At 59.6% G+C, this 12,767-nt stretch carries 10 protein-coding genes and 1 pseudogene; 7 read left to right on the plus strand and 4 right to left on the minus strand.

The annotated features are described in order from the left end of the window. The first annotated feature begins 471 nt into the window (after window positions 1-471). The 5 genes and pseudogenes from FBY02_RS07535 to FBY02_RS28320 form a co-directional block, all read left to right on the plus strand. Window positions 472-2,079, plus strand: a complete 1,608-nt coding sequence (locus FBY02_RS07535; RefSeq protein WP_256662483.1) for an ABC transporter permease subunit — start codon at window positions 472-474, stop codon at window positions 2,077-2,079. Window positions 2,080-2,090: 11 nt separating this feature from the next. Beyond that, window positions 2,091-3,395: an AAA-associated domain-containing protein gene (locus tag FBY02_RS07540; RefSeq protein ID WP_144925620.1), complete on the plus strand. Its 1,305-nt coding sequence runs from the start codon at window positions 2,091-2,093 to the stop codon at window positions 3,393-3,395. 60 nt (window positions 3,396-3,455) lie between these two features. Beyond that, window positions 3,456-4,508, plus strand: a complete 1,053-nt coding sequence (locus tag FBY02_RS07545) for a sensor histidine kinase (RefSeq protein ID WP_144925428.1) — start codon at window positions 3,456-3,458, stop codon at window positions 4,506-4,508. Next, window positions 4,501-5,130: a response regulator transcription factor gene (locus tag FBY02_RS07550; protein WP_144925431.1), complete on the plus strand. Its 630-nt coding sequence runs from the start codon at window positions 4,501-4,503 to the stop codon at window positions 5,128-5,130. Before FBY02_RS07545 ends, FBY02_RS07550 begins: the two co-directional genes overlap by 8 nt. A 117-nt stretch (window positions 5,131-5,247) precedes the next feature. Next, window positions 5,248-5,364: pseudogene (locus FBY02_RS28320) on the plus strand (FMN-dependent NADH-azoreductase); the annotation flags it as partial. Between the two features lie 162 nt (window positions 5,365-5,526). Here FBY02_RS28320 and FBY02_RS07560 read toward each other — a convergent pair. Next, on the minus strand, window positions 5,527-6,207 hold the full coding sequence (locus tag FBY02_RS07560) for a phytanoyl-CoA dioxygenase family protein (protein ID WP_144925434.1): 681 nt from the start codon (window positions 6,205-6,207) through the stop codon (window positions 5,527-5,529). Window positions 6,208-6,389: 182 nt separating this feature from the next. Next, window positions 6,390-7,022: a glutathione transferase gene (gene yfcF, locus FBY02_RS07565; protein ID WP_144925437.1), complete on the minus strand. Its 633-nt coding sequence runs from the start codon at window positions 7,020-7,022 to the stop codon at window positions 6,390-6,392. Between the two features lie 345 nt (window positions 7,023-7,367). Between yfcF and FBY02_RS07570 the strand changes: the two genes are divergently transcribed. Further along, window positions 7,368-8,993 carry a methyl-accepting chemotaxis protein gene (locus FBY02_RS07570; RefSeq protein ID WP_144925439.1) on the plus strand — a complete coding sequence of 542 codons (1,626 nt, stop codon included), beginning with the start codon at window positions 7,368-7,370 and terminating at the stop codon, window positions 8,991-8,993. A gap of 159 nt (window positions 8,994-9,152) precedes the next feature. Here FBY02_RS07570 and FBY02_RS07575 read toward each other — a convergent pair whose 3' ends face one another. Continuing rightward, window positions 9,153-11,138, minus strand: coding sequence for a M10 family metallopeptidase C-terminal domain-containing protein (locus FBY02_RS07575; protein WP_144925442.1), 1,986 nt, complete (start codon window positions 11,136-11,138; stop codon window positions 9,153-9,155). Window positions 11,139-11,491: 353 nt separating this feature from the next. Between FBY02_RS07575 and FBY02_RS07580 the strand changes: the two genes are divergently transcribed. After that, entirely contained in the window at window positions 11,492-12,037 is a 546-nt protein-coding gene (locus tag FBY02_RS07580) for a hypothetical protein (protein ID WP_144925444.1), read from the plus strand. Between the two features lie 42 nt (window positions 12,038-12,079). Here the strand turns inward: FBY02_RS07580 and FBY02_RS07585 are convergent, their stop codons facing one another. Next, window positions 12,080-12,715: a hypothetical protein gene (locus FBY02_RS07585; RefSeq protein ID WP_144925447.1), complete on the minus strand. Its 636-nt coding sequence runs from the start codon at window positions 12,713-12,715 to the stop codon at window positions 12,080-12,082. Window positions 12,716-12,767 lie beyond the last annotated feature (52 nt).

The raw sequence follows: 12,767 nt of genomic DNA on the forward strand, positions 1-12,767 counted from the left end.
AAGAAATACACAGCAAGCAGCCACCTCACAACCCCTGTGGGAGCGAGCCTGCTCGCGATAGCGGCCTGTCAGTCGGCAAGGAGGTTGGCTGTGCCGACGCCATCGCGAGCAGGCTCGCTCCCACAGGGTCCAGAGGTGAACGCGCTATCGATGAACACCCGCCGTATTCTGGCTCGGGAATCAGGTGGCATTACAGCCGCACCTGCCAGCAAAAAAACCGGATCAGATCTCATCGATATACCAACGTATATTTTCCCGCCCTTAATCTCAGTGGCCATCGTCGAAGGCCGGACTTAATCTCGCCGCACTCAAACACCGACGATATAAAAGAGGTGCTCGATGCGCTCTCCACTCGCCGCCTCAGCATTGACCCCTTTCAACTGCAACGAGCCAGGTGCCTGGTGGGCCGATGTCACACTGGTTTGTCTCATCGTGGCGTTGGCCGTGTTCATTGCCTATGGCGTCGAGCAAATGAACCAGCCGCTCGGTGTGCTGGATGCCTCGCCGTTGTCGCTCGATCTGGCCCACTTGCCGGGATACACCCTGCGCACCACCTTGCGTATGTTCATCGCGCTGTTCGCTTCCTTGATGTTCTCCCTGCTCATCGCCACGTTGGCGGCGAAAAGCCGCAAGGCCGCCCTCGTCATCCTGCCGGCGCTGGATATCCTTCAATCCGTGCCCGTCCTCGGGTTCCTGACCTTCACCGTGGTGTTCTTCATGGGGCTCTTCCCCGGCAGGGAAACCGGGGTGGAATGCGCAGCGATCTTCGCCATCTTCACCAGCCAGGTCTGGAACATGACCTTCAGCGTCTATCAATCGCTGAGGACCGTGCCTAACGATCTCTATGAAGTCAGCCGGCAGTTTGCGTTCTCGCCCTGGCAGCGCTTCGTCAAGTTGGAGTTGCCCTTCGCGACGCCAGGGCTGGTGTGGAACATGATGATGTCGATGTCCGGCGGCTGGTTTTTCGTGGTGGCGTGCGAAGCCATTACCGTCGGCAACACCACCGTGAGCTTACCGGGGATCGGTTCCTGGCTGGCGCTGGCGATCGAACGCAAGGACATCGCTGCCACCGCCTGGGCCGTGCTGGCCATGACTGCGGTGATCATGCTCTATGACCTGTTGTTCTTCCGGCCGATCGTGGCCTGGGCGGACCGCTTTCGCTTCGAACAGACGGCCTCCCAGAAGCGCCCTCGCTCCAGGGTCTACGACCTGCTGCGCTCGACGCGCCTGGTGCCCTTGGCGTTGGGGGCCCTGGGCGGCCTCAAAACCTCCTTGTTCCTGGACAGACTCCCCAGGCTGCCACCCCTGCGCTTCAAGGCCAGCGCCCGTTTCAGCCGGGCTGCGGACCTGCTCTGGATCAGCTTGATCGTGCTGACCTGCATGACCGGTATCGTTCAATTGTCAGGCTTCATTGGCAGCACCTTGGGCCTGGAAGATGTCATCGACACCTTCGGCCTGGGGCTTGCCACCCTGCTGCGGGTCGCCGTGCTCATCGCGCTCGCCAGCCTGGTCTGGGTGCCCATCGGCGTGTGGATCGGCCTGAACCCGCGCTGGGCCGAACGCTTGCAACCCGTGGCGCAACTGTTGGCGGCTTTCCCGGCGAATCTGCTGTTTCCGTTTGCGGTGGTCGCCATCGTGGCCCTGAAACTGGATCCCGATATCTGGCTGTCGCCGCTGATGGTGCTGGGCACCCAGTGGTACATCCTGTTCAACGTGATCGCCGGGGCCAGCGCGCTGCCGACCGACCTGCGGGAGGCCGCACGCAGCTTCCATCTGCGCGGTTGGCAATGGTGGCGACGGTTCACCCTGCCCGGCGTTTTCCCCTACTACGTGACGGGCGCCCTGACGGCGGCGGGCGGCTCGTGGAACGCCAGCATCGTCGCCGAGGCCGTGTCCTGGGGTAACGAGCATCTGTATGCGTCAGGACTCGGCGCCTTTATCGCCCAGGCCACCGAGGCCGGAGACATGCAACGGGTGGCGTTGGGGGTCGCGGTCATGGCGATCTTCGTCGTCGGTTTCAATCAACTGCTGTGGCGACCCTTGTACGGTTTCGCCGAGCGCCGACTGCGAATTGATTGAGGATGAATCCAATGCAAATGATGGAGAAACGCTGCCTGGTCGACGTGCAGCAAGTGGGACATGTCTATGGCTCGGCCGGAGGCGCCGAACGGCGAGTCCTGGATGACGTCCGCATGCGCCTGGACGAGGGGGAAATCGTCGGCCTGCTGGGCCGCTCAGGGTCTGGAAAGTCGACCTTGCTGCGCGCTATCGCAGGTCTGATCTCACCCACCGCCGGTGTGATCGATCTTCCGGTCGATGCCCAGGGACTACCGAGCTCGGTGCGCATGGTGTTCCAGAGCTTTGCCCTGTTCCCCTGGCTGACGGTGCTGCAGAACGTCGAGGTCGGCCTCGAAGCCTTGAACGTACCGGTGCCCGAGCGCCGCCGACGGGCCCTGGCCGCCATCGACATGATCGGCCTCGACGGCTTTGAAAGCGCCTTCCCGAAGGAGCTGTCCGGCGGCATGCGCCAACGGGTCGGCCTGGCGCGGGCGTTGGTGGTCACCCCGGATGTACTGTTGATGGACGAGCCGTTTTCCGCCCTGGACGTGCTCACCGCCGAAACCCTGCGCACCGATCTGCTGGACCTGTGGCGCGAGGGACGGATGCCGATCAAGTCGATCATGCTGGTCACCCATAACATCGAAGAAGCCGTGCTGATGTGCGACCGGATACTGATTTTTTCCTCCAATCCGGGGCGCGTCATGAAGGAAATCAATGTCGGCCTCAACCAGCCGCGCAATCGCTCCGACCCGGCGTTCCAGGCTCTGGTGGAGCATATCTATGTACAGATGGCCGGCGGTGGGCGTTCAGACTCTCTGCCCCAGGGTGTGTTTGCCGGCAGCGGCGTGGGCATGGTCTTGCCGTCGATCTCCACCAACGCACTGGCCGGGTTGATCGAGGCGGTCCAGGATCACCCCTTTGACGGCCAGGCCGATCTGCGGGAACTGGCCGGGGCGCTGCGCTACAGCGACGCCGATCTTTTTCCGGTGGCCGAGGTGCTGCAGCTGATGCGTTTCGCCGACCTCCACGATGGGATCCTTACCCTGCTCCCCGCCGGGCACCGCTATGCCGAATCAGATGTCGATGAGCGCAAGCAGCTGTTCGCCCGGCACCTGCTCCGGTATGTACCGCTGGTGGGTCATGTACGAAGAGTGCTGGACGACCGCCCTACCCGCACGGCACCCGCCCGACGTTTCCGCGATCAACTGGAGGACTTCATGTCCGAGCACGACGCCACCCATACCCTGGACTGTGTCACGCAATGGGGACGCTACGCAGAGCTGTTCGCCTACGATGAAGTGGCCGATCAGTTCAGCCTGGACAATCCGTCCTGAGGTGATTCAAATGACAAGGTCGAAGCCCGGCCGGATCGAGCGACACGAGATGAATATTCAATGAGAAAGACTCAATGGGCGCTGCGCCTGCTGCTTCTGCTGGGGCTGGCGCTCGGCATCGCGGCGATAGACACCCTCACCGATCTCGAGATCGCCGTGGGGGTCTTCCAGATCGGCGTGGTGCTGATTGCCGTGAGGATGCTGCCGGCTCGTGCGGTCGCGGGTGTGTCGTTCATCTGCATGGTGTTGACGATCCTCAGCTATCGGCTGACCCGCTTCGGTGACTCCGAGGCCGGCCAGATCAACGTGCTGATCAGCCTCGCCGCCATCGCCGGCACGACCTACCTGGCCCTGCGCCTGTCCGCTGCCATCGAAACCGTGCATCGTACCCGCGCTCACCTGGCGCACATCGCCCGGGTCAACATGCTCGGCGAACTCGCCGCCTCCATCGCCCACGAAGTGAACCAGCCCCTGGCTGCCGTTGCCAACAGCAGCGGCGCCTGCCTGCGCTGGATGGCGACGGAGCCACCCAACCTGCCCAAGGCCCGCCTGGCGGTGGAACGCATCATCGCTGATACTCATCGGGCCAGTGAAATCATCACCCGCCTGCGCGGCATGGCCCGGCACCAGACCCCCACCAAGCAATGGCTGAACGTCGCCGACACGGTCAATACCGCCCTGCGACTCTTGGCCGGAGAACTGAACGAGCAAGGCATCACACTGCGCGTGCATATCCAGGAAGGCCTGCCACCGATGCTGGCGGATGAAGTGCAGATCCAACAGGTGATATTGAACCTGGCCATGAATGGGATCGACGCGATGCGCCAGGTCGAGGCCGATGATCGCATCCTGGCATTTCATGCCGAGCTGGAGTCCGGTCAGCAATTGCTGTTTTCCGTGTCCGACCAGGGCAAGGGTCTGTCCGGAAACGACCACGAGCGGGCATTCGATGCGTTCTACAGCACCAAGCCCGACGGCATGGGCATGGGCCTGGCCATCAGCCGCTCGATCATCGAGGCCCACGACGGGCGCATCTGGGTGTCCAGCAACCCGCAATCCGGTGCAACCTTCCACTTCACCCTGCCGGCCGTGACAAGGGAATCCGATGACTGAGCCCGATCTTGCCGAATCGATGGTCTACATCGTCGACGACGACAACTCCGTACGCGCCTCGCTTCAAGACCTGCTGGCCTCGGTGAACCTGCCGAGCATGGCCTTCGCCTCGGCGCGTGAATTCAGGGACGCCACGCTGCCGGACATTCCCGCCTGCCTGATCCTCGACGTGCGCATGCCGGGGATGAGCGGGCTGGATTTCCAGCAGGAAATGGCCCGCTTGAACCTGCCACTCCCGGTGATCTTCATCACCGCCCATGGCGACATACCCATGTCGGTGAAAGCCATGAAGGCTGGAGCATTGGAATTCTTGACCAAACCGTTTCGCGAACAGGACCTGCTGGACGCCATCAGCCAGGGCCTGAACCAGGACAGGGAACGGCGCAAGGCGGACGCGGTGATGGATGATTTGAAACGACGCTATGACAGCCTCACCGACGGCGAACGGGAGGTGATGGAACTCGTGGTGTCAGGCTTGCTGAACAAGCAAGTGGCCGGGCGCTTGGGGTTGAGCGAAGTGACCGTGAAAGTCCGGCGCGGCGCGTTGATGCGCAAGATGGAGGCGGACTCGTTGGCGGCGTTGGTCAAGATGTCGGAGCGGCTCAAGGGAATGAGTCACTAAGGAACCCCGAGGCTCTGCTTTTGGTTCGAGCGAACCCTGCTCGCGATGGCGGTAGCACATCCAACACCCCATGCCAGCAGGCCCACCGCTATCGTCGGATCGCCGCCCGGAGCAGGCATGGCGCTGCCGGAATTCGATGAACTGGCAATGGAGGCCAAATACGCCGGACTCAACGGCACGCCCTTGACCCCGGCACAACAAGACGCCTGGAACACATTGATAGCACTGGCAGCGGTACCGACAACACCAGCACATCCGAGCGGTGCAGGTGGCTTGCACTGGGAAGACGTGGATCTCAGCGCCCGTGAGATTGCGTCTCAGCAGACCAGGAGCCTGGCTGACCACATATGTACCGACATGAGAACAGGCAATCGACTTCCGTGTGCAGGCGATCAGCTACATCGCACCAAACACAAAATCGGCAGGCTCGAATCGCTCGCTCGTGTCCATCCGGATATTGCGCAAATGCGCTGTCTCCAAGTGCGACGCATAGAGCCGCTCCGAAAAATAGCCGATCAGGATCGAGCGACGTCGTGCCCCACTTACGTTCAGACCGGCCCCATGGACCAGCTCGGCATCAAACACCAGGATGTCGCCGGCACACCCGGAAAGCTGCACGGAATGGGACTCGTCAGCGAAGTCAAAGGGCGGCGTTTCCGGCGGCGGGCGATGGCTGCCGGGAACGATACGCGTCGCACCGTTCTCGGGACCATAGTCATCGAAAAAAGCCAGGGCGACCGCCGTGTCGCCTGGCCGCTGGGCCGACAGGTCGCGGTGCAACGGCTGATGACCGCCACCGGCCAAGGGCTCGCGTCCTTCCACCTGCGCGAGAAAGAACCGCTCGCCGATCAGCTCGCCCACCGCTGCCAGCAACGGCGGCAGACGGCACACCGCCCGGATCGTTGGATCGCAATCCAGCAGGGAGTGACGCCAGTCCCAGCCACGGGGAGTCGGCCATTGATCCGAGGGTATTACGCCCGCGTCGAATACGCTACGCAGCCCTGCGAGCCACTCGCTTGGGATCGCTCGGTGCAGGAGGACGTAACCATTCTGGTGGAGCTGATTGGGGCTGATCATGGCGCTGGCAGGTATCCTTGTGTGGCGAGGGGATTCATCCCCGCTGGACTGCGAAGCGGCCCCCATTAAGGCCTTGGAACTGCCCTCAGGAATTGGAACCCATCCGCCCCCCGAAACGCCATGCCCAGGCACCCCCAGGCTATGGTTCATGTGGGCGGTAGCAATCGGCCATTTAGCAACCGCTATATACGAGGTCGTTGCAGCTTGATCCACTCTTGCACTGTTGGGCGCTGCCATTGGCGATGAGCATAGTCTTCCAGTTGAGCGGGTACAGTATCTCCATTGAGTATCAACCGATTCAGCATTAATGCGAGATCAACATCGGCGATAGACCATTGACCAAAAAGGTAGTCCGGACTATCGGAAAGCAGCCGTTGAGCGGCATCAACCAACTTTTGCCTGGCAGACTCAGCCGACGCTGACAAAGGGCCGTATTTGTGGCCATAGAACACAACGAGAGTAGAGCGCTCCTGGCGGATGGGGAGCAGATCACTGCGTAGCCACGCTTGAATTTGCCTCGCCACGGCGCGCTTCTGTGGGAGCCGTGGGTACACAGGCGTCTGGGGGAACACATCTTCCAGGTATTCAGTGATTGCCGATGATTCCGACAGCGCAAAGTCGCCGTGTATGAGGGTGGGCACTCTTTGCGTCAGCGAAAGACGGGCGTAGTCGTCTGTCTGATTCTCCAGTGCGTCCAAGTTCAAAGTATTCATTTCGAACTCTATTCCCTTTTCTCGCAATGTCACAAAACATGACAGCGCGTAAGGGCTGGTGAACTGAGCGTCAACGTAAAGGCGCAGTCTTGGGTCATTCATAGCGACATCTCCATATGCAGGATGGAGCACGTTAAAAGATCCAGCGATTTAAATAAAATTCATGTTTTTTATGGAGGTATTCCTCTCAGGAATGCGGTATCGCCGCAAATTACCTCTAATTTTCCAGACTTTTCGAAGGACTACTTTTGATCGATCAAGATCGGGTCAGAATGACGAGTTGCTGCCGCATAAGTGACAGCCGGCGTAATCAGGCAAGGCGGGGTCGCCGTTCCTTCACTTTAGATCACACAGAACACGATATCATTCTGCCTTCATTGGGCATGCAACACCTGGCTCTGCCCTTTCGATCAGAAACCCGATCCAGGTGATCAGGAATAATGGAATATGCAAAACTGGAAAATCAGGACCCATCTCCTATTGCTCACTGGCTCGTTACTGTTTGGTTTGTTGTGTGTCGGCGGCCTCGGACTCTTTGGCATGCAATCCGCTGTACGCAGCCTGGAGACAGTCTATCTCGATCGAGTCGTACCCCTGAGGGACTTGAAGAGAATTGCTGACCTGTACGCCGTGGACATCGTTGACGCCACCCACAAGACGCGGAACGGCACCTTTACCAAAGCCGAATCGCTGACCCGTATAGAGCAAGCCCAGCGGGAAATCGATCAAACATGGCAAGCCTATAGATCGACGCAACTGATCCCGGCGGAAACGCATCTGATCGCACAAATCGAGCCGCTGATGGAAGCCTCTCGCGGGCCATTGCAAAACTTGCAGGGCATGTTGCGTCAGAACGACGATGCAGGTATCGCACGCTTTGCGACCGATCAGTTGTATCCACTGATTGACCCCTTGTCAGCCAAATTCTCCGAGCTGATCGAAGTGCAACTGGTCGAAGCCAAAAGCCAGTTCGATCAGCAGCAGATCGCCTACACCTTTTACCTCAAACTCAGCCTGTTGATTCTGCTCTTGGCGCTGGCCACCGGTGCAGCTTACGGGTTGTACTTTTCCAGGCTGCTGAGCCGCCAACTCGGTGCTGAACCCACAGAACTCGCCGCCATCAGCTCGAACATCGCCCAAGGAAAACTGGCCGGTACACAGCTGGATCAACGACAGCCGTCGACCGGGGTTCTGCACTCCGTTCAGGCTATGCGCCATAGCCTGCGCGAAATGATCGGTAAGATCGGCCACGCTTCCGAGCAGATCGAGGGTACCACCCTGCAATTGTCGGCGTCTTCCGAACAGGGAATGAGCAGCGCCGCCCTGCAAAGCGAGACAGCCTCGTCCATGGCCGCCACGGTAGAGCAGCTTTCCGTGAGCATCACCCATATTGCCGACAACGCAAAACAGGCCCAGAGCACCACACAAAAAGCGGGACAAATTACCGATGACGGCATGGCGGTGATGCACGAGTCCATCCAGGAGATGGGACACATTGCCAATCTGGTTGCGCAAAGCTCATCCGATATCGATCAGTTGGCTATTCAGTCGAACGACATCAGCCTGATTGTCGGTGTGATCCGGGGTATCGCTGAACAGACCAATCTTCTTGCGTTGAATGCCGCCATCGAAGCGGCACGAGCCGGCGAACAAGGCCGTGGTTTTGCGGTGGTAGCAGATGAAGTTCGCGGCCTGGCCGCCCGCACGGCTCAATCCACCACAGAAATCGTCACGTTGGTCAGCACGATTCAAAACGGCATGCACAAAGCCAAAGAGAGCATGGCCGCAGGCTCCGAGCGCGTGATCCATGGTCAGAAACTGGTCGAAAGCGCAGGCGAGTCCATGAGCAGGATCAAGAGCGCGCTGGACGAATCCCTTGCGGCCGTCAGTTTCATTTCGTTGTCGTTGCAGGAACAGCGCGCAGCCAGTGAGCAGGTCGCGCGCAACGTCGAAAAAATGGCGCAAAGTGTCGAAGAGAACGCCGCCGCCCAGGGAGGGATCGTGCGAACGACCCAGGAACTCAAGGCAATGTCCAACGGACTGGAAGTGATTCTGCGGCGGTTCAGCGTCTGAAGGGCTGCGAGTCACACGATCAGTAGTGGCTCGAAGTCTGTACCGGTAGGCAAGACCTGATCCCACTTCTCGATCTACAAGGAGTCGTTCTTCCATGAAAATGAAAGTGGACTTGCCTCCCTTACAAAACCGGACACAAAGCGAAAGGCGAAAAGGCGACTACACCCAGAGGTCAGCCACTCCGAGCAATTGAAAAACCTCATCTCCCGACGGCTCGGCGAAGATGATGTCCAGGCTCCGGTAACCGGAGTGGTCCCCTACCAGGCTCAACTCGAATCGAGCCCCATGGGCGTCGGTTTCATAGTTCTTCAAGTACGTCAGGTTCTTGGTTTCACTGAACACCACGTCCAAGGTGCCGTTGTAACCATTTCCCAACTGCGTAATGCCCAAGGCGGACACATCGATCCTGTCTTCACCCACGGTGTAGTCAATCAGCCGATCAGTGTGGTTCTCGGTCGCGGTACGGTAGCTGTCGCTCAATGCGTCGAAGCGGAACACATCGTTGTTGCCGCCCCCCACCAACAGGTCCCGGCCCTCCCCGCCAACCAATATGTCATTCCCCAGCGCGCCATGAAGGCGATCATCGCCCGCCAACCCTTCGATGATTTCGCCTCGAGCGTTGCCTTGTAAGCGATCGGCCCCTACGGTACCCATCAAGCTGGCTCGCTGAAACAGAAGGTTGGTTTCATTCAGCGTTTGGCTCAAATCACCGTCGAAAACCAGTTCGAAGCGTTCCCCATTTGCGTTGGCATCGAAACTTTTGAGGTAGGTCCGCGTCCCGCTTTCATTGACTCGAATCGCCAGCGTTCCATCATGTCCATCGCCCAGCCCGAGGAAGCCCAGGGAGAAGAGCTCGACGGTATCGGTGCTGGGATCGAAGTCGGTAATTCGGTCGCTATGGGCCGCCGTTGCGGTTCGGTAACTGTCCGTGACTGACTGGTAACGGAACGTATCGGTCCCGGCACCGCCGGTCAGCAGGTCACGACCTTGCTGACCATCGAGCAGATCGTTACCGGCACCGCCCGAAATCGCATCGTCGAACGAGGCGGTACCCAGCAAGAAATCATCATCGCCGCCACCATCAAGGTGGTGATAGCCGTCGTCGGGATTGCCGAAGCTGTGGTCCAGGCTGCCGTCAGCGTTCAACTGAACCAAGGCGGCCAGATAGCCGTCCGCGCTCGTTCCTTGGCTTCCACCAATCAACAGCTTGCCGTTGGCCAGCACGATCATGTCGGCGACTGCGAAAGGAGCGCTTTGCGAACCCCAACTGACCTGCCCCTGATGACCGAAATCGGTGTCGAGCGAGCCGTCGACGTTGAGCCGGATCACGGTCGCCACGCCGCCCGAGGCACCCGCCAGAAGGATTTTGCCGTCGTCCTGGATGACGAGGGCGTTTGCATGGACATCCAGGGCCAGGCTGCCGCCGTCCGCAAAGCTGCTATCCAGAGTACCGTCCTGGTTGACGCGAGTCAGGGTATCCCGCCCCGTGACCAATACCTTTCCGTCTGCCTGCAGCGAAACGTCGATCATACTGGCGGGGTGAATGCCGACGGACGCCGCCAGGTCCAGGACCCCACCCTTGGCGAAAGACGAGACCAAGGTCCCCGTCGCGTCGAAGCGGGCGATATGGATCTCCCCGGAGGGATACCCAGCGCTTGCGAAAAAGCTGCCGTCGCGTTGTACCGAAAATGACGCTTGCTGGCCTAGAAAATCATTCCAGTAGAAAGGCACTGTCGCGGTACCGCCGTTCCCGAACCCCGTATCGAGGCTGCCGTCAGCCAAGGTACGACTGACGCCTGACATCCAAGCGTCGCCTACTTTCACGTATTGCGCCACCAGGTAGCCCCCTCCCGGTTGCACCGCGGCATTACCGCCGTCCTCGATATCGAGCGAAACAGGCAGGAGGGATTTACCGTCTCCACTGTAGTTGCGGTCCAGGCTACCGTCGGCATTGAACCGGACCAGGCTGCCGGTGAAGCCCGAATCCTCTTCGCCTCCCAGCCCCAGGCGACTATAAGCGCCAAGCCAGATAGCACCATCCGGATCGACCGTGATACCGCCGATTTTGTCCGAGCCCCATAAGGGCGTGACCACCATGCCTGTGTTCCGCACAGCTGAAGCGGCGGGCGAAATGCTCTGGCCCATGTCCATGCCTCCGTTGGCTATTTGTCGCCCGAAACAATAGACACGGGTCAACCTGGTTGCCACTTTACGAGACGAAAGGAGGTTCTTGGGCGATCCTCGACCCTGCTATCGATGCAACCAGTTTCCTTTTCGCTAAATGCGGCCCCGGCCGATCCGGGCCACCAGCCTGCTCTTCTCCAAACTTGCCGGTTAACTTGACAGCCCCTAACCTGCGCCCCTTTCACGAGAGACCGCATATGCGAGAGCAGCAGGCAGCGCAATTTTTTTTCAGAGTACCAGCACTTCCATCCCTTGATAGCTAAATGCCATCCACCGATAATCCCCCTCCCCAAAAAAGCACATAAGGATTTGCTGTGAAGAAGCTCTACCTGGCTCTACCATTTTGCGCACTGTTGCTCCAAGGCTGCGGCGTGACCATGGCCCGCTATGAACCCAGCTTCCAGAACGTTCAGCAGCTCAAGCAACACGAGCCGATGCAGCCTCTGCGTGAAGCCCAGGTGAATGCCGATTCCGGCCAAGGATCGCTGATGGTGCGGATGAATCCGATCTCTTCGCCCGCAGGCAGCGTTCCATTGCACATTCAGGCGGCGATCAACGATGAGCTGCGCCAGGCGGGTCTGTTGGACCCACGTGCTGACCGTCAATTGCAGGTTCAATTGGTCAAGAACCAGCTCACTGCCGGCATGGGCAGCGGTCATGGCGAGCTGTCTGCGCGCTTCACGTTGCGCAAGGGTGACCAGGTTCTCTACGAAACCACCAAGGACGTGCAACGCGAATGGGACAGTAGCTTCTTCGGGCCGATCGCCATCCCGGCGGCGGCGAACAACTACAACCCGATGGTGCAGGACCTGCTCAAGAACTTGTACAGCGACCCGCAGTTCACTCAAGCGTTGAAGTAAGCATAAAAAAAGAGCCGCAATCGCGGCTCTTTTTTTCGGTTGTCAGCCCCGCGGAATGTGGGTGTCGACAGCGGAGTATTTCATGCGGTTGTTGTCGACCCAGTTCTTCAACAGCGCATTGACCTGGCGGTTGAAGGTGTCGGTAACGGCCGCCTTGGGCGTGTTGCCTGCCAATGGCAGGAACCAGATACCGATCCAGGTGTTGATCGCATCGTGGTTGCTGGTCTTGGCCAACGATTGACCGCGCTCGTCCACGGTTTCCAGGCTCATGGTGTACTGGTCGGTTGCCAGCGCAGGAATGATCGTGAAGGTGAAGCCACTGAGGAACGCCAGAGCCATTTGCCCACCGCCTGGCGCGTGGTTGTAGACCTTCAGGCGCAGGCTATAGTCGCCGGGTTGCTTCTGGAACTCATCGAAGACCACGCGCCCAAACAGCCCTGATTCATCGAAGGTTCGTTTCAGCTCGGGCTTGAGCATGTCCCGGGCTTGCGGCATTTCGGTGGCCTTGGCGTTGTCGGGTTCGCCCTGATAGAAATCGAAGTCGACATAGACGTTAGGCTTGTTCGAGTAGCTGGCCATCGACGGCAGGTTCACGGGGGCGACTTCATCTTTGGTGAAGCTGGCGCAGCCAGTGAGGCTCAGAGCCAGGACGAGGCCTATGGCTTTTCCAAATTGCATATCAACTTCCTTGCGTAATTTGCTTATGCCGCTCACAGAGAGGGAGGCGGAT

The sequence above is a fragment of the Pseudomonas sp. SJZ078 genome (genome assembly GCF_007828255.1).
Classification (GTDB): Bacteria; Pseudomonadota; Gammaproteobacteria; order Pseudomonadales; family Pseudomonadaceae; genus Aquipseudomonas.

Coding starts and splice junctions, on each gene's coding strand:
- FBY02_RS07535 (WP_256662483.1), top strand. CDS start 472: ATGAACCAGCCGCTCGGTGTGCTGGATGCCTCGCCGTTGTCGCTCGAT.
- FBY02_RS07540 (WP_144925620.1), top strand. CDS start 2,091: ATGCAAATGATGGAGAAACGCTGCCTGGTCGACGTGCAGCAAGTGGGA.
- FBY02_RS07545 (WP_144925428.1), top strand. CDS start 3,456: ATGAGAAAGACTCAATGGGCGCTGCGCCTGCTGCTTCTGCTGGGGCTG.
- FBY02_RS07550 (WP_144925431.1), top strand. CDS start 4,501: ATGACTGAGCCCGATCTTGCCGAATCGATGGTCTACATCGTCGACGAC.
- FBY02_RS07560 (WP_144925434.1), bottom strand. CDS start 6,207: ATGATCAGCCCCAATCAGCTCCACCAGAATGGTTACGTCCTCCTGCAC.
- yfcF (WP_144925437.1), bottom strand. CDS start 7,022: ATGAATGACCCAAGACTGCGCCTTTACGTTGACGCTCAGTTCACCAGC.
- FBY02_RS07570 (WP_144925439.1), top strand. CDS start 7,368: ATGCAAAACTGGAAAATCAGGACCCATCTCCTATTGCTCACTGGCTCG.
- FBY02_RS07575 (WP_144925442.1), bottom strand. CDS start 11,138: ATGGGCCAGAGCATTTCGCCCGCCGCTTCAGCTGTGCGGAACACAGGC.
- FBY02_RS07585 (WP_144925447.1), bottom strand. CDS start 12,715: ATGCAATTTGGAAAAGCCATAGGCCTCGTCCTGGCTCTGAGCCTCACT.